The 22,880-nt window shown below is 36.8% G+C and carries 16 protein-coding genes; 6 read left to right on the forward strand and 10 right to left on the reverse strand.

Going from position 1 to position 22,880, the window contains the following annotated elements; translation table 11 throughout:
• Positions 1 to 146: 146 nt before the first annotated feature.
• The 5 genes from AOM43_RS04040 to AOM43_RS04060 form a co-directional block, all read right to left on the reverse strand.
• A complete protein-coding gene (locus AOM43_RS04040; protein ID WP_013925097.1) occupies positions 147 to 680 on the reverse strand; it encodes a hypothetical protein in 534 nt (177 codons plus the stop codon).
• A 485-nt stretch (positions 681 to 1,165) separates the two neighbouring features.
• Complete coding sequence (gene queA, locus AOM43_RS04045) at positions 1,166 to 2,203, reverse strand: tRNA preQ1(34) S-adenosylmethionine ribosyltransferase-isomerase QueA (protein ID WP_059359157.1); 1,038 nt, start codon at positions 2,201 to 2,203, stop codon at positions 1,166 to 1,168.
• A 58-nt stretch (positions 2,204 to 2,261) separates the two neighbouring features.
• Positions 2,262 to 3,122: a SpoIID/LytB domain-containing protein gene (locus tag AOM43_RS04050; protein ID WP_013925099.1), complete on the reverse strand. Its 861-nt coding sequence runs from the start codon at positions 3,120 to 3,122 to the stop codon at positions 2,262 to 2,264.
• The gene (gene ruvB / locus AOM43_RS04055) at positions 3,122 to 4,135 is read right to left on the reverse strand and encodes a Holliday junction branch migration DNA helicase RuvB (RefSeq protein WP_059359159.1); all 1,014 of its coding nucleotides are present in this window, start codon (positions 4,133 to 4,135) and stop codon (positions 3,122 to 3,124) included. The genes AOM43_RS04050 and ruvB overlap by 1 nt, the downstream gene beginning before the upstream one ends.
• Position 4,136: 1 nt before the next feature.
• On the reverse strand, positions 4,137 to 5,507 hold the full coding sequence (locus AOM43_RS04060) for a sodium-dependent transporter (protein WP_013925100.1): 1,371 nt from the start codon (positions 5,505 to 5,507) through the stop codon (positions 4,137 to 4,139).
• Positions 5,508 to 5,673: 166 nt separating this feature from the next.
• Here AOM43_RS04060 and AOM43_RS04065 point away from each other — a divergent pair, with 166 nt between their 5' ends.
• The gene (locus tag AOM43_RS04065) at positions 5,674 to 6,168 is read left to right on the forward strand and encodes a hypothetical protein (RefSeq protein ID WP_006339827.1); all 495 of its coding nucleotides are present in this window, start codon (positions 5,674 to 5,676) and stop codon (positions 6,166 to 6,168) included.
• Between the two features lie 203 nt (positions 6,169 to 6,371).
• Positions 6,372 to 7,352, forward strand: a complete 981-nt coding sequence (locus AOM43_RS04070) for a class I SAM-dependent methyltransferase (protein WP_059359161.1) — start codon at positions 6,372 to 6,374, stop codon at positions 7,350 to 7,352.
• On the opposite strand, the gene AOM43_RS04075 is transcribed toward AOM43_RS04070, so the two are convergent.
• From AOM43_RS04075 to AOM43_RS04085, 3 genes are read right to left on the reverse strand one after another with little or no spacing between them, the layout of a single operon-like run.
• Entirely contained in the window at positions 7,349 to 7,990 is a 642-nt protein-coding gene (locus tag AOM43_RS04075; RefSeq protein ID WP_013925103.1) for a class I SAM-dependent methyltransferase, read from the reverse strand. The genes AOM43_RS04070 and AOM43_RS04075 overlap by 4 nt on opposite strands.
• Before the next feature lie 17 nt (positions 7,991 to 8,007).
• A complete protein-coding gene (locus AOM43_RS04080; RefSeq protein WP_013925104.1) occupies positions 8,008 to 8,328 on the reverse strand; it encodes a TMEM14 family protein in 321 nt (106 codons plus the stop codon).
• 17 nt (positions 8,329 to 8,345) lie between these two features.
• The gene (locus AOM43_RS04085; protein WP_226987384.1) at positions 8,346 to 9,077 is read right to left on the reverse strand and encodes a dienelactone hydrolase family protein; all 732 of its coding nucleotides are present in this window, start codon (positions 9,075 to 9,077) and stop codon (positions 8,346 to 8,348) included.
• A gap of 134 nt (positions 9,078 to 9,211) precedes the next feature.
• On the opposite strand from AOM43_RS04085, the gene AOM43_RS04090 reads away from it, so the two are divergent.
• The 3 genes from AOM43_RS04090 to AOM43_RS04100 all read left to right on the forward strand — a co-directional run bounded on the left by AOM43_RS04090 (position 9,212) and on the right by AOM43_RS04100 (position 12,428).
• Complete coding sequence (locus AOM43_RS04090; protein WP_059359163.1) at positions 9,212 to 9,649, forward strand: globin domain-containing protein; 438 nt, start codon at positions 9,212 to 9,214, stop codon at positions 9,647 to 9,649.
• A 62-nt stretch (positions 9,650 to 9,711) separates the two neighbouring features.
• Complete coding sequence (locus tag AOM43_RS04095) at positions 9,712 to 10,962, forward strand: hypothetical protein (RefSeq protein WP_013925106.1); 1,251 nt, start codon at positions 9,712 to 9,714, stop codon at positions 10,960 to 10,962.
• 185 nt (positions 10,963 to 11,147) lie between these two features.
• A complete protein-coding gene (locus AOM43_RS04100) occupies positions 11,148 to 12,428 on the forward strand; it encodes a hypothetical protein (RefSeq protein WP_059359165.1) in 1,281 nt (426 codons plus the stop codon).
• Positions 12,429 to 12,476: 48 nt separating this feature from the next.
• Here AOM43_RS04100 and AOM43_RS04105 read toward each other — a convergent pair whose 3' ends face one another.
• Positions 12,477 to 13,688 carry a hypothetical protein gene (locus AOM43_RS04105; RefSeq protein ID WP_059359167.1) on the reverse strand — a complete coding sequence of 404 codons (1,212 nt, stop codon included), beginning with the start codon at positions 13,686 to 13,688 and terminating at the stop codon, positions 12,477 to 12,479.
• Positions 13,689 to 13,840: 152 nt separating this feature from the next.
• A complete protein-coding gene (locus tag AOM43_RS04110) occupies positions 13,841 to 21,247 on the reverse strand; it encodes a hypothetical protein (protein ID WP_059359170.1) in 7,407 nt (2,468 codons plus the stop codon).
• Between the two features lie 337 nt (positions 21,248 to 21,584).
• Here AOM43_RS04110 and mtaB point away from each other — a divergent pair, with 337 nt between their 5' ends.
• Positions 21,585 to 22,877 (forward strand): tRNA (N(6)-L-threonylcarbamoyladenosine(37)-C(2))-methylthiotransferase MtaB, encoded by a 1,293-nt coding sequence (mtaB, locus tag AOM43_RS04115; protein WP_059359173.1) that lies wholly within the window; start codon positions 21,585 to 21,587, stop codon positions 22,875 to 22,877.
• Positions 22,878 to 22,880: the final 3 nt, after the last annotated feature.

The following is a 22,880-nucleotide window of genomic DNA, read 5'->3' on the forward strand; positions in this document are numbered from 1 at the left end:
ATAGGAATCGAAGAAAACGGTTTGGCTTAAGATTTAACCTGATCGCGGGGATACACAATTTGGAGTTGCCGTAAGGAATTTCGAAAGAAGTCTAATGAAAGTGACGACATTGTTCGACTCTAAAAGTCGAATAATTGCATGCGAATTTATCTTCTTTTACTCGTTTCGTTTGCTTCATTCAACCAAGAAAGCCCATGCTGAACTAATATAGGGGCAATACTTACACCAATTCCAGTTAGAAATGTGTACTCACGCTTCACTGTTGATTCGAGAAGCCATCTAACTATGCCACCTTTAGGTAAAGTAGAGATCGCATTATTCACAATCTGGCTACTGTAAGAAGCCAGAATAATGGGCAACGCTGTCTCTGCAATAAGACTAACAAACATCAAAAAATTACAAGTTTTAGGATGGATTTGATCGGGGCCTTCTCCTGTATTTCTATCTACATAACGTTTAATTGGATTATAAATCATAGAATGGTAGATTCCCGAATATACCCCTTGAATCAATCCGACATTACCAACGCCAACAAACCGTCCTCCTATATATCCAACAGTTGCTGGAGCTAGTAGATTTCCACTTTTTTCAATAACAAATAACCCCGCTGATGCAATCCCATTCAGGCCATTGTTAATAATAGCATTCGTTGAACTTGAACTACCTATTTGGCTTGTCATATTTACCTCCGTTGGAAATACACTCACGCTAACACATATTTTGAAAATTATGCAAGAAATTTGCTTTAGAGTAGCTTTTGAGCGCCATAATGAGTTAAGAGTAAAAGCAAATTGGCAAGAAATAACATGATCTTATCAATGGGTTTTCTGATTTATAGCATTCGAATTACTCAAAAAAAATATTTTGACATTATTGATTAAATTGAACAGGTAAATTTCGCAATGCCGAGATTGCACAACCAATAGAAGGGAACTTTCTTTGCATGAGGACACTTTTTCAGGAATATTCGTCCCTTTCCCCTTGTTGACAGGCAAAGGATGCTCCCATTATGGAGACATTCTCCGTCAAGCCTCTCAATTGGCTGAAACGTTAAGCTAAGAACCCTCGTCACTTTACCCTAGATACAGCTCAAGACGCTCATACTATTGTAAAAAATGGCACAGCCTTTGTCAAAGCCGTGATTGATATAGAAAGTTAGCCCTATTTAAAGAACGAGCATTGCATCGCCATAAGAATAAAAACGGAATTTTTCTTTAACAGCTTTTTGATAGGCTTCGCGGATAAGCTCGTGACCAGCAAAAGTGCTTACTAAGACGAGCAAGCTGGAACAGGGTAGGTGGAAATTCGTCAACAAAGCTTGCATTTTGCGAAACTGGTACCCAGGAGAAATAAAGATATCCGTGGAATATTCTCCTGGCTGGATTATAGATGAATGCCCAGCAGCAGATTCCAATGCACGACAACTGGTGGTCCCGATGCAAATTTGGCGCCCAGAGGAAGGATTATTTAATTGTTGGGCAGCTTGCACACTAATAAAAAAAGACTCGTCGTGCATTTGATGATCGCGAATATCTTCAACCTTTATCGGAAGAAAAGTACCTAGCCCCACATGCAAAGTCACTTCGATTCTTTCAACACCTTTTGATGTTATTCGATTGAGTAATGGTTGCGTAAAGTGCAATCCCGCAGTAGGAGCCGCAACAGCACCTGGATGAGCTGCATATACCGTTTGATAGCGTTCCCCATCTTCTTTAACATCAGGTTCCCTCTTGATGTATTTAGGTAAAGGAATTTTGCCATGCTGCTCTAGCACTTGATTAAAATCCCCCTCATGGAAGAAACGAACACATCGAGCGCCTTCAGGAAGAACGTCTACAATTTCACAAGAAAATGTTTCACTAAAAATAACCTTGGATCCAAGACCCAGTTGTTTTCCTGGCTTTACCAAAACCTCCCAAGTACCGTCGCTTCTTTGAGCCTTAAGAAAAACTTCAGCCTGACCACCAGTAAGCCGTTTCCCCAATAACCGAGCAGGAATGACCTTTGTGTTATTAAAAATAAGGCTATCTCCTTTCTGCAGGAAATCGGCCAATTCATAAAAAGGGATCTCACTTAATATTCCAGAACCTCTATCAACGACCATTAAGCGAGAATGATCTCGAGGTGTGCAGGGATGTTGAGCGATTAATTCTTGGGGAAGATCAAAATGATAAGAGGAAAGATGATAAGGGCTATTAGTCATAAGATTCTGTTTCTGGGGCCTAAAGGGCATTTGGGAAACCAAATGCCCTATAAAATATCTATTTAATTAACTCAATTGTGGCATTAGGAAATGCTTTCGCTAAGATTTGCGCAGCATTATCTCCTTTGCGAGCCATTTCTTCAGCCTCAAAGAGTGTAATGCGTGAAAAAATGGAGTTTTGTTGTCCTGACGCTTTTCCACCAGATCCAGAACCCCACTGAGCAGCAAAAGGTGTTAACACCTTTTCATAAGTACCTGTCCGACTTAAAATCATGCCACGGGTAGCCTTAATAGCCTTTGCCATCGGACTGTCTGAACGAATCTGAACATTCCCTTGGTAGCCAACGCGACTTCCTTCAACTGTCCAATAAGGATTTTTGGGATTTTCTGTCAGATAGTAAGCATGTGTCCGTGCAATAATAGCAACTGCAGCGAGCGCTTCCTCTGGCAGAGGTTCCACGAATTGAGGCTCCAGTATCACTTCTAAATATTTTTCTAGAGGAATCTGGTTGACGACACTCACAGTTCCACCAATATCGTAAACAAGTAAAGACCCTGGATAATCTGTTCCATCTACTGACAATATCGTTGTCAATTGATCTGGAACAACTTTTAATTGGTGAATACCAGGGAATTCTTCTCCCCATCTTAATCCGCCAGACATCGCTTCAATCGGCTTACGTTTTCCTAAAAAACGTGTGCTGATATGCGATTCGTCATGTGGATCGTACAATTGATATTTCCCTTTTACCTCGAGCATTATGCTGGGTTGGTCATGAATGACCAAGACATTTACCGCAGGAGGAGCTGGGGGACTTTGTTTCCATAAAATTTCTGTAACAGTTTCCCATATTCCTGCTTGCGCAGTAATGGAAAATGACAGGCTTGCAAGTAAAAGCAGATTACGCATGATCTTCATCACTTCTCCGTCCTTCCCTTTTTTAATTTTCCTAAGTGTTTGTAGGCAGATTCTGTTGCAACACGGCCTTTGGGTGTACGTTTGATAAACCCTTTCATGATTAAATAAGGCTCGTGCACTTCCTCTATTGTATTTTTTTCTTCTCCAATGGCAACTGCAAGTGTATTCAATCCCACTGGCCCACCATTGTAATCATCAATTAAAACTTCTAAAATTTTTTTATCCATTTCGTCAAATCCAATTTGATCAATTGCCAACATTTCTAAGGCTTTGATCACAATCGGCTGCGTAATGATGTTATTTGCACGCATTTGTGCATAATCTCGCACCCATCTTAAAAGATGGTTCGCTATGCGAGGTGTGCCTCTAGCGCGTTGTGCGATTTCCGCTAACCCTTTCTGATCGATTGTCATATGCAAAATTTGCGCAGTACGACCCAATATTTGCTCTAGAACTTTAGGTTCATAATAATCTAAGCGGCATGAAAATGCAAATCTAGAACGCATGGGAGATGTTAATAAACCGACGCGCGTAGTTGCTCCAACCAAAGTAAAGCGTGGCAATTTGATTTGGATGCTACGTGCATTTGGTCCTTTATCAATCATCAAATCCAGGACAAAATCCTCCATAGGCGGGTACAAATACTCTTCTATGGCTGGTTGTAAACGATGCAGCTCATCGATAAAGAGAATATCCCCTTCTTTGAGATTCGTCAAAACACCTGCCAAATCTCCCGCTTTTTCAATAAGTGGTCCAGATGTCACAACAATATTCGTTCCCATTGCCTTAGCTAAAATATTTGCTAACGTTGTCTTCCCGAGCCCGGGAGGACCGCTAAACAAACAATGGCTGAGTGCTTCGCCTCTTTGTTTTGCCGCACCAATCAACACTTCCAACCTTTCTCGAATAGAATCCTGACCTGCAAAATCGTCTAGCGCTTGCGGTCTTAGAGGGACCTCAAAAGTAGTATCTTCCTGGCAAAACGAAGATTCGATATAGTTTTTTGTTGTCATCTTAAAAGAACATCAGCAATGAATTCAAAAAAATAATCGCCATTAAAATAGGAGCCGAAACTTTAAAGCAAAACCAAAAGTACGATAAAATCCAGGGATAACGCTTAAAAAACTCATGAGATCCCACTTTTAGCTCACTTAAAGCATTCCACACCCCCCAACGTCCGAGCAAGAGAATGAGTGCAAAAAACCCACCTGCAGGAATTAAAATATGTCCACAGATGGATTCAATAAAATCAACAAAGGGCAAACCAAAGAATGTCGTATTTTTTAATAAACTATACGACAATGCACTTGGAATACCGAGAAGAAATGCACCAATTCCACATGCCCAAACAGCAAGATGACGGTTCCATCCTTTTTCATCAATAAGATATGCAATTGTAGGCTCCATTGCTGAAATTTCGGATGTCAAAGCAGCCAAAACCACAATCAAAAAGAATAACACACTCATCAAATATCCTCCTGGGATTTGACTTAACACCCAAGGCAAGGTATGGAAAAGCAACGCAGGCCCAGAGCTCGGCTCAACACCCGCGGAAAACGCAATTGTAAAAATGACCATCGCCGCTATAATCGAGACAAAAGTATCCATCAATAAAATAGGAACACAACTTTTGACAATATTCTCCTCTTTTGAAAGATAACTTCCATAAGTCACCATCGTCCCTTGCCCGACACTAAGAGTAAAAAACGCCTGTCCAAGAGCTGTCAAAAGAACAGCAGGAGTGAGTAAACTCCAATCGGGACTGAATAGGAAACGTAATCCATCTTGTGCGTTCGGTAAAGTCAGTCCTTTTAGAACAAGAAGAATCAAGACAACAAAGAGAAGCGGCATTAAAAACTTATTCCATCTTTCAATTCCTCCTCTAACACCTAGATAGAGAACCGTGCTGCAAATCAAAATAAAAAAGAAATGAAAGGAAACTCCCCACAAAGGGTTTTGCATGAGGGAAGTGTGGTGAAGTGCAACAGCCTCAGTTGAGGCAAAAGAAGATAAATTTCCTTTTACAGCTTCAATGAAATATCCAAAAATCCATCCGGCAACAGCACTATAAAACGAACTCACAATAAAGCCGGTTAACACAGTCATTTTCCCAGGCCATGACCAGATTTTCGATCTACCTAATTTCTCGAATGCACCGCTGGGGCTCGTTTGCGTGGCACGCCCAATCAAAATTTCCGCAATAAAAACAGGAAATCCAATCAACAACAAGCTTAAAATATAAACAAAAATAAAGGCAGCTCCACCATGTTTACCGACGAGATAAGGAAATCTCCAAATATTCGCTAAACCTACAGCAGAGCCTGCTACCGCAAAAATAAAACCAATTCGTGATCCCCACGATCCTCGAACTGAAGCGCTGTTCATGTGCACCTCTATTAAAATAATGAATGAATTGGTGTTTAAGGATACACTTTTTATTCATATTAAATCCAGCAGAGATCTTGATCTATTCTTGTTAAAAAAAATCGAAAAAAAATGTAGAATAAATTTATGGTCCAATTTTAAATATTTACAATTAAGGGAGGTTTTTATGATAAAAACTCGACACATTTTTCCCCTTTTTGCGATTGCGGCTTCCTGTGTACTATTTAACCCATCTACACTCCGCGCAGCAAATATTTCTTCCGTACAAGCTCAAGCCGATGAACAAAATTTTTATAAGCAGATCGAAGATCTGATAGCAAAAGATCAAAAACATCTTCAAGAAGTTCAAGATAGAGCTTATAGCCGGACAGAAGCGCCTATGTGGGCGACTAAAGTAGAGCTCGAGCAAGCTATCATCATGCTAGACGTTAAAAAGGTCCTTTACGCCAATTTTAAAAATACACCTGCCATCCAAAGTCCCCTAGTTCGAGAAAAACTCCTTAGCTTAATGCGCAAAGATAATATTACCATGAGCGATTTAGCTGAACTTCAGTCACTTACAGAGCGTGAAAAACAGCATTTAAGAGATGAAAGCGCTCAAATTCAGAGCCAACAAACACAGCCACAACAGCCACCTGTCCCTGCAGGAAGTGCTCAATAACTTTTTAAGAGTGTCTTAAGAGATTGAGGCACTCTTTTACCTAATACTTTTTAATCGACCAAGACAGTACTCATCTGAAGCATTTTGCGATTAAGCATCGACTTTTCTTATCATTCCGCTTTTAAGAAGTAAGTAAGGAAATTTCAACATTTAATATTTTACATTTGCATAAGAAATAAAACATCGAAGACGAAAGTTGTAAAATGAAAATACTAAAATTAGTTGAAAATAGAGAAAATATCGATCCTGAATTGGAAACAACCATTCAAAAAGGAAAATGGTACCATTATTCGCGCATTTGCTTTGTTAAAAGTGGTACAGAATCTGCGATTGCCTCCCTCAATATCTTTGAAAGAGCTTTGGCGTCTTTATCAAAAATTGTACACCTCGATTATAAACAATTCGCTGTAAAAAGAGCGATTCAAGGCATGCGGGAGAAGGAAATAACCAATACCACCCAAGCTATATTAAGCTCCACCATGAGTACATCTGTAGAGCCACGGCAGGAGCCTCAAGCTTCTTCCCTTTCCCCTATAGAGGAACCGGTCCCAAGTAGACCCATCTATCTCTCATTTTCTGCTTATCGCCAGGAGAGGGAAGATCGAGGAGAACCTGTCGATCTCATTGTCGGTCGTGGAACACAGCTTGAAGCTAGACAAGCGACACAAAAGCTTACAGAACAGCGTTATTTCCGGGGGACTGAAAACAAGCCGTATCACCCCTATACGATCGATATTAATCCAGATCTACGTCTTGATTATAAAGCAGCAATAGACAATCTAAAAGAGATGGCTTACTTCCCCGATGAGAGTGTAGACGATATTTATGTAGAACGGATATTTCCAACGACCATTTTACAAGACATGCGTCTTTTTGTTAACGCAGCCCGTATTCTTAAAACGGGCGGCACACTGTTAGCCGATTTTAATGACGGAAGACGCTCGGAAGAGGTACGCAAGAAACAGGTAGAAATCTGGCAAGCTATTTTTGATGAATATCAAATTCCATTTGATATTCAAGCAGACCTCAATAACACGCATGCAAGAAGTGAATTGAATTCTCAGAAATTTGTGTGCACCAAGAAAGCTGATTTTGACCCAACATTTATCATGTACAAAGGGCGGCTTGGGCAGGCTACTCTTAAACTAAAAGGTCTTTTTAGAGAAAACAAACTGAATTTCTAGTGAATTTTAAAATAATGCACAATTGCTGGGGGAAAATTTCTCCAAACATGCACATGACAGAATTCATAGGATTTAGAAAAGTTAGAAATTAGCTTGGACGTTTTTAAAAAATTTTCCCTTGTTTTAGATCCGACTAAAATTTTTTTAATTTCTGGAATTCCTTGATACTCAAAATAAGTAACGATTCCACTTTTTTTAGTTAAAACTTGGTATTGCAAAAGAACAGCCTCCACAATAGACGGATCAAAAGCATTCAGGGGCAATCCAGAAATGATCACATCATAAAAAGCATCTTTGTGCCAATCAAGAATCGAGCAATTGCAAATATGCACATTCGATTTATGAGCATATTTTTTCTCAAGCAACTCGCAAAAAACAGCATCGACTTCCACAATATCTAAATGATCCTGTGGACGCATTTTCTCCAGAATAACATCTGTAAAAACACCCGTCCCAGCGCCGGCTTCAAGATAATGGAAAGCTTCTTGCCCTTCACATTTTCCTACATATTTAGTCATGGCTTTGGCAAGTTGATCTGAGCTAGGGACAACGGCCCCGATTTGATGCGGTTTTTTAAAAAAATTGAGAAAAAAAACGAAGGTGTCAGACGAAAAAAAATTTTTCAACCAATTAAGCATAACACCTTCATTTTTTTTTAGTCTCCACTCTCTTTTAAAAAAGCAAACGCCGCTCCCGTTGCAAGGCTTAAGAGGACCATAAAGCCTGCGGGCATGAATTTCATGGAAAGGGAAAATCTATATAAAAAGAAGAGACCTAAAAATGTGATTAAAGCAATCGCCAAATAATAACCTTCTCTTCTACTTTTCCACATGAGCCAACCAGCGATTCCCAATAAAATGGCAAATCCCGCCGCCATAAAAAAAGAGACTAAGCTTTGAGCTTTTATATATCCAATAATTCCTCCGATTAGCACCAAAAGTGCGTATATCCAAGTAATCGAGGCGTGAATATTCATTAGAACACCTATTTGATTTAAAATATTTCTTCAAAAAAATTGCGCATAGACCTCCATGCGCGTTGACTAGACTTTTCATTGTAGACAAGCCCTTGCTCATAATCCTTTAAAGCCGGATTTGTAAAAGCATGGGAAGTGTGTCCATAGATGTCCATTTGCCAATCGACGTTAGCATCATTCAATTCTTTCTGAATCGCAACAATATGTCCAGGAGGAACCAAAGGATCTTCATATCCATGCAGAATTAATAAAGCCCCTTTAATTTCTTTTGCCAAAGGCTCAATATGGGCTTTATTTCCTCCTAAAGTATCTCCTAATACACCGTGAAAGCTTACAGCTCCAACAATATCAGCCCCACTTCTGAGGAGTTCAATAACAGTTAGACCACCAAAACAAAACCCGATCGCGCCTACTTTATCAGGATCTACCACAGCATATTGCTTAACAGCCTCTACTGCAGCTCGAATTCTTTCACGCAATGTTTTACGGTCAATAAAAAGAGGTAACATTAAAGCTCCAGCTTCCTCATCCGACTCCGCAGTTTTACCCCCTCCAAAAACATCCGCTGCAAAAGCAACATATCCTAGGTTAGCCAGCTGCCTGGCTTTTTCACATTCAAATTCTCCTAGCCCTTTCCAAGCATGTGCAATCACAATCGCAGGCCTCTTGGCTGCGCTTGCATTATCATAAGCTAGATAACCTTTCATTTTGAAGCCACCTACTTGATAAGACACAGCTTCTTGATGCATATTTTCTCCTTGAATTAGAAAATTAATTCCTTTTTCCAAGAAAGTAGGAGTCTGGATATTTTTTCCGCAATATCTATTTTTCAAAGGGCCCATTATGTTATGATTTGCGATCAAATTCAAAAATAGGTTCTATTATGACTCATTCTCATCCATATATTCCCCCAGAAGGTCCTCCCCAAGATATCCGCTTAAATCCTGAAATTTATACCAAGATGGGCCAAGAATGTATTTTCAAAATGCTTGAAGATTTTTATGCGGAATTGGAAAAATCAAGTATTCGCCCACTTTTTCCAGAAAATATGCAGGAAGCTTCGAAAAAATCCGCCGCATTCTTTGTTTTTTTGCTTGGAGGTCCCCCTCTCTATCAACAGATGTATGGGGCCCCGATGATGCGAAAACGACATCTCCCCTTTGCGATAGATGAACAGGCCAGACAAGTTTGGCTAAACTGCTTTAAAAAAATTTTAATCAATGCGGAAGATAAATATCATTTCCCGCCTGAACATCTCTTTAGTTTTGTCCATTTTTTAGAAAAATTTTCTGGTTGGATGGTTAATAAAAAAGAAAACTAGCGCATATACTAAAAATCTAAAAATATAGTATATTAATAAATAAAAGTATTTTGAGAGATAATATGACACCTATTATAAATTTTTTTAGGGAAGCAGCCTACTCTGACCATACATACCTCAAAGTAGATAAGCTGGGAGAGCTTTGGACTGTGCAAAATAAATCTGAAAGATCGTCTCTCAGAAAAATTTCGGCATACGCAAAAAAAATTCTAGAAAATTCAGATATCAAATTAGAAGATCGTAAGCAGTTAGCTGTTCATTTCAAAAAAATCGTGGAATCCTTTGAGAATAAGAAAAAAAGTACGCCCAAAATTCTTTTTTTGAAAAAATGGATTAGGAATTTAATCAAAAAGTACGAATTGGAAAAATCCTATAAAATTTTGAGAACCTTTGATCCTTCTTACACAAGAATTAAAAAGAAGAAAGCTAAAGAAATTTTAGCGCCTTACTTTAAAGATAATAGCGAACAAGCTGTAGACTTTTTACAAAAAGCTCCAATTGGGACATATGCTGTTTGGCAGCAAAATAGCAAGAATTTGATGCTCGCATTCCGAATTCCCTCGTCAAAGCACGGCTTAGTCATATCCCAGCCAGTGCCTTTAAATGCAAATTCACCAGCTGAAATCGAGCGTTTGACTACACCGCAAAATCAATTTAAAATTCTTGAAACAAATGGCATAGCTTATCCGACAACTCTCCAAATGCATGAAAATCTTCCTCTAGAAACTGGATGTTATAGCGTATTCAAAACCAAGGGTTATGATGTTGATTATATCATGATCGTCAAAACTCAAGATGGGTTCGTACAGTTCAATTTAAAAAATTCCGAAGATGAGAGCCTGTTTCAGCAGATTGAAAAAAATCTAACACCCGCGAGGCTAGAAAAAGCTGAAGCCCAAAAAGCTAATGATATTTATGTTGCAAATCACAAAAATCACATCGGATACGCAAAAATAAAAATGCTTGAAGACGGACAGTGGGAAGCTCGCATAAAAATGGATGCAAGTAACGATTACCTTCTTGTTAAGGATACGGAACAAAATGTAACACGACTCAAAACTGAAGCTGGTTTTCGTCTATTTTTGCACGAAAAAGGCTATTTTTTTGACAATGAGGAAGACGCTAAAGCATATTACAAAGCTAAAAATAAAGATCTCGAGTTTGTTTTATGGGAGAATAAGGATAAAACAATCTCCATGTGGCCCCGTTTAGTTTTGACTAACTCTCTCGAACACAAACCTTATATCATCCTAGAGCATGAAGATATCCGAACGGGTATTCAACGCGTGTTTAATGAGTTTTATGATACATAATTTTTATTGAAAGCAGCCAGGGCCATACCTTCCTTCGTTAATAAACCTCCGTGCAGTACCATCCATATAGATTAGTTAAGAACGTATTCTCAAGCAAAAATACATGGTTTTATAAAAAAACTAAGCATGAAAATTTTAATTATGTTAAGGTATTCTAACGTCAAAATGTATTAATAAGGAATTATATGACATCGATTCAAGACACATTATATTTTTTTAGAGCCGTCACAAATTCTTATAAGACAACAAACCACCAATATCTCAAAGTGGATCCTAAAAGTGGAAATTTTCAGTTTGAAAAAAAATCCAAGCGATCATCACTCAGAAAAATCTCAGCTTATGTAAAAACAATTTTAGAGAATCAAAATGTCGAAATTCAAAAACGTAAGCAACTCGCCTCTTATTTTAAAATAATCGTGGATTCCTGTGAGAATAAGAAAAAAAATACGCCAAAAATTCTTTTTTTAAAAAACTGGATTAGCAATTTAATTAAAAAGCACCAAATCGCTAAATCCAGAAATATTTTGACAAATTTTGAGAATTCATATGCTTCGATGCCAGCAACTTCTCCCTTTTTAAATGAACTTTCAAAATCTCCACATTTTAAAAATAATAAAGATCAGGCTTTGGACGCCTTAAAAAAGGCGCCTATAGGAACGCACGTCATGTGGCAAAAAGAATTAAATACATTAATATTTGCATTGAGCATCCCTGCTTATGAAAGTCCTATAATTACCTCCAAATCCATTGACTTAGATGAAAACGCTCAGACAAAAATTAATCGCTTAGCAGCTCCTGAAAATCAATTTGAAATTCTTTTAAATAATAAAATGGCTTTTACTTCAAGAGAAGAACTCCAGAAAAAAATGCCTCAGAAAAATAGAGCGTATGCCATCTTAAAAACAGATAATGACACTGATTACGAGATGGTCGTAAAAACTAAGTACGGATTTGCAAATTTTACATTAACCCCTTCCGAAAACGAAACGCTTTTTGAGCTTATAGAAAAAAATCTCATCCCTGAAAAATTAGAAGAAGCTGATATCGAAAACTTAAAAAGAAACGATGATATGATCAGTAAAAACAAAAATCACGTCGGGCATGTTGCAGCAATACAAAATCCGGATGGTTCCTATTTAGTTTGCTTAAAAATTGATAAAAGGAATACCGACCATATGTTTGGGAATTCAACGGCAGAAAAAGTGAATGACCTGAAAACAGAAGCAGGCTTTCGTCAATTCCTAAATGATGAAGGCTACTTTTTTGCTAGTGAAGAAGAGGCAAGAGCGAACTGTAAAAAAAACGAGTTCGTGTTATGGAAAAACCAAGATAAAACCATCTCCATGCTAGTAGAAGACCCTGAAGGTCAATCTTATCTCATCTCAGATAACGAAGATATTCGATTGGGCATGCAAAAAGCATTTGAAGAATTTGAAAAAGTATCCGAAGTATTTTATGAAGGATGATTTTCTCAAAAACCCAACAGCTTTCTGGAGCTGTTGGGTTTTATCTTGTCAATGTGCTAGATACTCTTTTAACATCTGGCTATTGAGAATCTGATTTTTTTTCAAATCGGCAATCGTTTTTAAACCCTTATTTTTCAACTTTTCCAGTATCCCTTGCCCGCCTTCATATTCCGTATCGCTTATTTCCCAGAAGAGCAAAATCGTTCCCACCGAACTTTCTAAGGTCGTTTTATCTAAATGAAATACCCGATTATAAACCATCTGGTAAAGCGAATGCTCAGCTGCAAGACTGCACTCATTTTTTTCTAAGCGACATTGCAATATTTTATAATCGTTTTTAAAATCTGAAAATTCTCCCCAGTCACCCGGAATCCCTTCCAATAATTCAATAACAGCGTGTAAGGCTTTAAGAGTTTCCTTGACATGAAGAACTAAGGCCTCAATTTCTCTCAGATCGGTCTGCTCAATTTGACGGCTCTCCAATTCATCTGCGAGATGTTCAAATAAAACATCTACCTTTTCTTTAATCGTCGCCAAATCTGCCTCAAACGCTTTTTTTTGATGCTGAATAAAGATGCTGATTCGGTTTTCAATTTTCAATATCTGTTTGAGCTCTGCGGTAAAAGCAACCAATTCCTCTTTTGTGAGTTGATTAAATAGCGTCCACCAAATTCTTTCCGGCACGGATAAGCAAAAAAAACCGATATCTTCTGAATGCTCTTTCAAGCATTCCCTTATGATTTGTTTGACCTGCAAGGCATTGGCATGCTCGGCAAACGCCTTTTGCTCTTCCTGACTATACGTGTAAATATGCATCATAAAAGGCAGGGTTTCATTCACGCTTCTTTGCACTACCCCCGCAAAATACATTTCCGATTTTTTTTCTTGGGAAAAATTGATTATACGACTGACAATTTCATCAAAATGTGACAGCTCTTTACGTAAACTTTCCGTTTTTTCTCTTTCTTCTAATTTTTTTAACAGAAGTGAGGAGGTGGGCGAATTAAATAGAGCCTTAGCCAATGCCTCTAATTTTGAAAAAATTTCGGGCTCAAAACGCTTTTCATATTTTTCATCCAAAAGAGTGTTCCATTCCCTGAATCGTCTGGCCAGCTTGACCGAAATCGAACCATTATCCTGCACTTGTGAACTATCCTCCACAAAAAGAGATTCCGGGGGAGAAGCTTCCTCAAATTGCAATAGAGAAGAAAACTTGGCTTGATAATCCAATTCGAGAGAAGATAAAGAAGGTACTGTCATAAAGGATGCTCCATGTAATGTCACATCCTTTATTTGTAGAGAATTTGATCTTATTTTTGCAAAGAAAGAATTTTTTACAACTAACAGATTCTCATGCCTTTTCCCAATAATCATATATGGTAACAGGGTGCTCTCCGTTCATTTTTTACATACTACGCACAACGCTCCTTAATCTCCTTGACTTGTCCTTTTTTAAGAATGACTTCTACACCCAATTCATTTTGAAGAAGATTTTTACCTTCTTGTAATTTGTTTCTATCCTTGAAAATATTTAGCCAATTTTTAATGAGTTCGTGACACCTCAGTTTTTCTTCAGTCGTTTTCCTGAATGCCATAGATTTCACAATGAACGTTAAAAAATATTTCAAAACAGCTATTTCATAACCAGGCAGTATTGTGATTCTTGAAAAGTTCCGCAAAAAGCGGTCTAAAAGATCATAAAATTCTAGCATATGATTCTCAAAAACACATATTTCAGGAATCTTCTCTCTATCCGTATGAGCCGCACGTCGCCCTCCGGATACATCAATGATTAACTTCATAAAATCCGAATAAAATACATCCACATTGGCATTTAATTGGCTCACATCTAGCTTGTCACCTTCATTTAAAAATGCATAAGAAATCCCCAAGCAAATTTTTGCAAAGTAACTTTTTCCCGAATCTGTTTGAAAGCATTTTTTGAAATAAAGCTCAGATTCGATTAAAGTAGACTTCATGGCATTAAAGAACTTTACTTTTGTTCCTTGGTAATCCTGAGTAAAAGAACTGTAACTTTCCCATTTTTTCCAAAGAATTTCGTAGCAATTCAATAATAACTTGTACCCATGCATATTGCGCTCCTTTAGTGGAATCAGAGCAATCATCTCTTGAACATAGTCAAGAGAAGCAAGAGAGATTCTAAAGGATTTATCATTTCCCCCCTCTGCTAACGAAACTAAATTTTCTAGCAATTGATACTCGATCAACGAAATAGCTCTTTCGAAATCAGGAGAACCAACCAACCCCTTTATCTTCTCAATTTCATTAGTGACTTCGATAAATTTTCTTTCTGCGATCATTTCACTTTCAGGTGAAAAAGCTTTTCCAATAGTTTTTTGCCAGTAGTTAATTTCAACCAATCTAAGTATTTCCTCATCAGGCGTGAAATCATTTCCTCTATTGTGAATCGTTTCAATAAACAACAAAGGGAAAAAAGCTCCCACAAAATTTGGTGATTTGTTCGCAGTGAAATCGATAAGCACTCGTTCTCCGAAGATTCGCATTTTTTCATAGAAAAACGAATAATTCCCTGTGAAAACTTTTGCACCTAAAGCTTTTTTGAGTAGCATTTCGCTTTTAGTCAAAAACTGGTTCTTTTCAAAATATTTAAAAATCATCTCAAAGGCATCTATGGAAATTTTTTGATTTATTTTATAAAACGCTTCTGGAACGTTTATGAATAAATCCATGTCTTCATTTCTCTTGACCGCATTTAACAGCAAAGCCAAACAATCTAAAAGATTTTGTCCGCTACCTTTTGATAAAGTCTTACATAAGTTGATTAATAGCCTTAGGGAACCTTGAAAATCAGATTTTTTTATTTTTAAAAGAATTGTTTCTTTCATCACCTCAGTTTTCTCTATTTCAGAAAGTTCAAATAAAGAGGCTTTGGGCCAATCTAAAGCATGATATAAGAACGTAATGCAGAGTGTCTTTTTATCCAATATATTCAATTCTTTTTTGTTTTCTGATGGATTTTCAAGTTGATTAAAATAAGATTGCATTTTTAGCAATCCTTGGGGTTTCAAAATATCTGCATATTTCCCAAACAATTTAATCCCTTTAACATGTGTATTAGAACGTGAGACTAAAAGAAAAACCGTGTTTTCCACAAGATTCGCTTTCATAGAATAAGGATATTTAGAATTTTGCATGCATGCTTTCAGATCTTTAACAAAATGTTTAACTAACTCCTGCAATTGAGCCCCAAACATTTTATTGAATAGGAGTTGAAAATTTAAAAAATATTCTTCAAACAAATCGTTAAGATAAAACGTTCTAAGATGGATGAAGAGATCTAGAGCTTTTTTGTGATGGCGAGAATCAGAGGCCTTTGCAAGTACGCGGAAAATATCCCGGATGATTTCTATTTTTTTGGAATTTGCTAAACTCAATCCTTGGGGCCACTCATAACAAGAATAAAAATGAAACATTACATAAGATTGCTGTGCAATCGGTGCCGTTTCCTCTACTTTGAACATGGTTGCTAAATCAATCTTGCCTCCTAAAAATTCATTTAAGTAGATATATTGACTTGTTAAAGCATTCATCATGTCAAAATATTTAGTTTCTTTTTCTGATGGATACCCTATTGAACCCATACGCACGAGCCCATTAAAAATAGGCTTTAATACGGCTAAAATAAGAATGTAATTTTTCTCTAAATTCGTTTTCATTAAAGTCGAATCAGAAAATAAAATATCTGCAAAATCAAAAATGCGTTCAAAGATTAAGGGATCGGAGACTCTTGGAATAGGCTCCTGGAGGTGTTTTTTCAGAAGTTGTTCATCTGAATTCAATAGTGATAAGAAAATTTTTTCGCTTTTGAGATGATTTGGCAGCTTTTCCCATTTATGCAGGTATTTCTCGTGCTTTTCCGATTGTCTAATCCATAAAATAAAAAAAGCATCCAAATAGCGCCAAAATTGCTTTTCTTTACTAATAAAAGAATCCTTATCAAAAAGGATGCGGGCAAATGCTTTTAAAGCATTTCTTTTTAAAAAAGCATTATTAAATTTCGAAAAATTATCATATAAGAAGTGTAACGATGTTTTGCAAGGATTATTCTTAAGTTGTCCAAGTATCAAATTGCAATTAAGTTCATTGATTTGGGCCCGGCTCAGAAATTTTTCTAAAACAGGGGAGCGAAAGAAATACTTTAAGAATGGGATAAAAGAATTCATCTTTATACAATTTAATAAAAAATGGTAAACATCTTTGCGATACAAAGAAAAAAATTGTATTTCTAAATTAATAAGCTTGCTTTTGATTTTTTGGTGGTTATGCTTAAAGCAAGTTTCCATCACATCATAAATAAGAGTCGCTTTCGGTTGCTTCAGGTAAGCATCCAAAGCTTTTCCAATTTCGACAATCACCTTATGAACTTTAAAATTCTCAATGGATGAACTACGATCTAGTGCAAGAATAAGATTTCCCTCATCCGCAGTAGTTGCCTCTCCTAAAAATCTCCTTTGGAGAGCCTGACATCCTTGTATAAACATGTGTTGTTCACCATGATTAATGAGCTCTTCAATTGATTCTGGAGGAAAATTTGGAAAGGAAGATTTATCATGAGAAACAACCTCATCTTTTTCAGAAATTAATTTAAGAAATCTACCATAAAATTCACTTTTTACAATTTCTAAACTACCATCAAAAAAAGAAGTGAGCCCAGTATCTTTTAGCCATTCTTCAGGAGAAAAATCTTTATCTTTCAAAATGAGTGGCATGCAGTCATTTAAACAGGACCATTTTTCCACTGGAAATTCTTTTAAAATATTCTCGTAGAGAACTTTTTTCTTAAATAAAGAGACAAATTGGCCGTTTATATTAGGAGATTCACAAAGAGCGATTTTTTTAATTAAATCTTGCCAGTACAGGGGATTTTTAACTTCAGTCTGTGAAATCAATAAAACATATGCGGTCAATTGAGCATGTTGAATGGGCGCTGGCATATGCATAAGATGTTTTAATAATTCCTCGACACCCCTTCCTATTTGTTGGATGATGTTCTCTTTTCGGCTAATGATGTCAAAAACAAGCTGGAATTGATTTTTTTCGAGACATTCGTCTATCAATAATTTCCAGATGAAATTTCCATTTTCATCCTTGCATCCTACGTCATAAAAACAATTAAAAATATCATGAAAATATTTGTCATTACTCCATAGTAAACTGCGACTCCATTCACACACAATTTTCATTTGGCTATGAGATAGAGAGCGACGAGCTAAATAAATAATCCAATGAACAGCAAAAGCTTTTTGAGAGTATTGTAAAAGATGGGATATCAGACGTTCAACAACATCAAAATCGAGGACGATTTTTGAATGATTTGCGACAATCTCTTTCCATAAATGATGAAAACCTAAAACCTCTTCTCGAGCAAGACAAGGGATCTTTAATAGAGTTAATGCTTCTTTTTCTAAGTACGCTTTTTTTTGACTTCCTATTTCGCGGAAACTCTCATAAGAGCCCAAAAGCTGCACAAGGTCAAAAAAAGTTTGCTTCTCTTCTAATGACAAACTAAAAACAATCAGCTGAATATTAAATACTTTAAAGATAGGCTCTAAAGATTTATCCTTTAGCTTGCAGCTAAGAAGCATTTTTATGCAATATTCAACTTCTATAGGATATTTACAAATTGTATCTTCTTCTAAAACCTCATCGAAAAAAGCCTTGAGCATTTCTGCGAAGTGGTTTGGAGTACGACTCATTGCAGTTTTTTGAAGACAATTAAAAATCCATACATTTTTTTTGTTAGTCTCCTTCTGCAAAAGATCGTTGAAATCAACGCTAGCTAGAATTTTGCAAATCGCATCTAACAATCCTCCCTTCTGAAAAAAGGAGTGAGAAGCAAGGACTTTAGAAAAGAAAAACTCTAAAACATGTTTGCCGGCTTGTTTGTCTTTTCTCATAAGAGGTAATACTTTTAAAATACCTTCAGCAGATCCTAAATACTGAGAGGCATTGATATCCTCCATGATTGCGTTTAACTGAATGGAGAGTAATTCCTTATGATTCAAGTAAGAAGAATAGGATTCAGACACCTGTTTAGCAACAACAACGCCTCTATCATCCGTGATAATAGCTAAAACAAGTCTTTTGATATGCTCAAAAGTAAGATCTGATTGAGGGAGTTTACATGCCTTATTCAAAATTTTGGTTCCGTAATCGATAGACCTTTTCTTTTCTTCTTCACTGACACTTGACTCTGCTTTAAGCAAATATTCAGCAAAACATAATCGATCTTCAAGTTGCCAAATTTGAAAAGTTTTCCCTTTATCCCACAATGCCAGGCTTTCCTCTATCTCTGCGTGTGTGATCAGTTCTCTTAACAGACTTCCCCATAGATTATTTTCAGAGGCGTTTAATATTTTTTTCTTTGTCAGTAAGCATAGTAGCGAGTGCACATATACCTTATAACCTGAATTAAAAAGGATGTTGATGAAAAAAATTAAAATGTCATCGAAAGATTTTCTAAGAGGAGGCAGACAAGTTAGTAATTTTTCATTTTCAAAGAGAGGTTCAGCCGACTTTAAAAAATCGTAAATCATTTGAGGAGAATGCTCTTTTAAAATCAAAGACATCTCTAAAAACAATTTCAAGCAATTATCGACTTCTTTCCAGGTCGAAAGATGAACATCTCTAAAGACTTCTAAAGCTAAATGGATGTTAGAGGGCATTAGTAGCCGGGTTAAATGCATCGAATTTATCTTCGATCTGTCTAGATTCCAAACGTCTACAGCAAGACGTTTAGGACGTTGATCGCCGATTGAAGCTAAAGTTTCAATCCAAGCAGAGAAATAGTTTTCTTGAGCATGTAAATTTCCAAAAAGTTTTGTAGAGAGATTTGCCCACGGCTCAATTGCTGAGTAAGCCAAGATATTTTCAAGTTGAAATTCTAAAAACTGTTTCCCCTCTTCATGACTCAACTGATGCACGGTTGGAAACCACTTGATAAGTGTTTGAAGATCAGCGGCTGTCGGATTGCATGTTTGGCATGCTGCTAATAAGTTGTAATTTAGGATCATTTCAAATGCACTTTTAGCAGATGCTTGTTTACAGATTTCGTCTAATAAAGGAATTAATAAGATTTCCATGTGCTTGACATAGCTAGAAAGCTGGGAGCCTTGTGAAGGAACAAAATAATTCTTCGGCAAATAAACTCGAAAAACGTTTTCCAAATAGCGATCGATTTTTTCCTCTTTTGATAAGAGTTCTAAGCAGATTTTGTAACCCTTTATTGGATCAAATCGAACAAATATCGATTTGATGCCTTCTTGGATCTTAATAGCAGGAATCCCTTCATACTTAGTTAAAAAAACCTTCATCATAGGATTTTGAAACTGCGGATTTTTAACACCGAGAGCCAGCAAGGCAAAGCACTGATGAATTTGCATCACATCAAGAAAAGAAATTCCCAATCGTACACCCTCATCAATCAAAGAAAAGGCCGAAAAAGAATCTTGGTGACAAGGATGGGAAAGAATGCTTTTATAAAAGGTATTTAAAGTTTTTCCGGAAACGTGTTCGCTAAGACACAGACAAGCATTACTAGCCATTGCAATGGCCATTTTCTCATCCCCTGGACAATGGTTTTTCAAATAATGTGAAATTTGAAGGGCATTTGTAAGTGTGATCTCTTCTGTTTTTCCCTTGATAAACCGATCGACAATTTGCCACGATAAACTTTTTCTCCCTTTCGCATCTTGTTGTGAATATTTGACACCGAAACCGTAATCTCGCCTTCCCATCGAAATCAGGGAAATGAGTTTGGAAAAGCTGTGTTTATTCAATTTTTCTAAATCGTGAATGTGCAAAATTTTTGTATAAAAATCAAAAAGTCCTTGTAAACCATCATCTGAAATCGTTTCACCATTTCGGATATAATGACCTCCACTCGGACAAATGAATCGGCTTTGTTTAAGCTTTTTGATTACTCCATCTCTTAAAAAATGATTAAGCGATATTTTTAATTCAGATTCTAAAAAACAGGCATCTGGAATAAGAACAAACGACAGATCACAATCAACTTCCTTTGAAATCCCGGAATTTGAAACATCGTATTTGTTCACCCAAGAAATTAATGAAAATTGGGAGTCGACAACATGAAAATGCTTTAAGCTCCTGCTTTGAACCCACTCTTTATACCGGGCATCTTTCACTTGAGTTTGTAGAAAGTTTACAACTTCTCTAGTAGATGCTTTTAAAATATTTTTGTTTTTCTGGTTTATAAAAATAAATTGATAGTCATCATCACAGTCTTTCTTTTGAAGTTCAGATAGTGTGTCTTCATCCAAATTTATTAATGGGTCTTTTGTAAAAAGTCTTAAGATTTTTACAAAGTAAGCTTCTCCAAGTATCTTCTTTTTTACCCCGCTTCCTATATAGGAAATCTGGATTTCATGAGCTTCTAAGTTTTGAACAATGTGACCAAACAGTGTAGTCATAGTAAATTTTTTAAAATCTAGCCCACGCACTTGTATTTGACAATTCAGCTGATCAAAAAGAGCTTTTAGTTCATTCGTTTCAAGAACCAAATCTGCGTAATTAAAATCTGTATGATATGCATAAGTAACCCATCCATACATGTCAATTCTACCCAAGCTTTTAAAAATCGCGATCATTTGATCGGCCGGAAGTTCGCAAGGTTCAAAATCGTGATAATGATCTTTAGGAACAACGGTAGATTCCTGATGACTGTCGGGAATATTTGAGTATTCATGTACAGGCGGTATTTTGGTAAATTGAGCAGCATCAAAAAGAGCTTGCACAGCTGGAATGAAAGGATTCATAGAAATAGTTAAAATAAAGTTGATTAAAAGTGCTTAATTAAGTTGTTAAATGAGAAAAATTGTATAATCATGCTTTGGCATATTTTTTCAAAAAAATAACAACAAACACAAAAAACATCAATGCTAATAAACTAATCTTAACACGCATTACACACACAAATATTTTTATAAATTAAAGCGTGACACTTTTTGCTGATCTCAATGTTTACTAAGTCATAAAAATAATTTCCTTTATTTACCGAGATATTAGGAGATAGCCAGATCTTTTAATTTTGCTTGCGTCCTCAATTCATCTCTGCTATGCTACAATCTTTTTAATTTAATTAATTTTAGTTTAATGAACGAATCCTCTCTTCCCCAAAAAACATTTAAGATCGCAACTTTAGGTTGCCGAACGAATCAATATGAATCGCAAGCCTATCAAGATCAATTAATTGCGCTAGGATATCGCCCCGCAAGAGAAGACGAAGAAGCAGATGTCTGCATCGTCAATACATGCACAGTAACTGAAACAGCTGATTTACAAAGCAAACATGATGTCCGACAATTGTCGAAAGAGAATCCACAAGCAAAAATTGTAGTGACCGGCTGTGCAGCTGAGCAAAATGCTCAAATCTTTGCCTCTATTAAAGGTGTTGAACACGTCGTTCTTAACAAAGAGAAAGATCAGCTCGTTCAAACCCTCTTTCCCGAGGAAGATGTTCCTGAATTTTCAATCAAAAATTTTGATGCCCACACAAGAGCCTTCGTGAAAGTTCAAGATGGCTGCAATGAATTCTGCACTTATTGCATTATCCCTTACGTGAGAGGGCGCTCTCGTTCTCGTACCATTCCTGAAATTATCGATGAAGTCAAGGACCTCATTTCCAATGGGTTTAAAGAGATTGTTTTAACAGGAATTAATATTGGCGATTTTGATGGAAACCCAGCCGAAGGAATGCCTCCTCATCGCTTAGTTGATCTTGTCAGAGCCGTCGATCAAGTTCCTGGCCTAAAACGCTTGCGTATCTCCTCAATTGACCCCGACGAAATTGATGATGAACTGGCAGATGCTGTTTTAAACGGAGCTAAAACATGTCATTCTATGCATATTGTTCTGCAATCAGGTTCTAATGTTGTTTTAAAGCGTATGAATCGCAAATACACACGACAAATCTTTTTAAATACGATTGATCGCCTTCGTCAAGCAAACCCCAACTTTACTTTTACAACGGATATCATTGTCGGCTTTCCGGGTGAGACTGAAACAGATTTTGCAGAAACTATGGAAATCATGCAGGAAGTGCAATTTGCTAAAGTACACATGTTTCCCTATAGCGAACGTAAACGCACACGTGCAGCCCTTATGCCTAATAAAGTTCCTCCAGATGTCATTAAAAAACGTAAACAGGAACTGTTGCGTTCTGCTGAACATCAAGCTTACTTATTACGAGAACGTTTCGTTGGTCAAAGAATGACTGTTCTAACTGAATCTGGCCACATTTCTCGTCCCGGCGAAATATCTGGCCACACCGAAAACTTTTTGAATGTTTGGATCACAGGGGATTTTCAATCAAATGAGCTTATCGAAGTTGATTTAGTTGAAAACACACCACAAGGCCTTATTGGAAAATTTGTACGCAAAGTCTAATCA

Source organism: Parachlamydia acanthamoebae (genome assembly GCF_000875975.1).
Lineage (GTDB): Bacteria > Chlamydiota > Chlamydiia > Chlamydiales > Parachlamydiaceae > Parachlamydia > Parachlamydia acanthamoebae.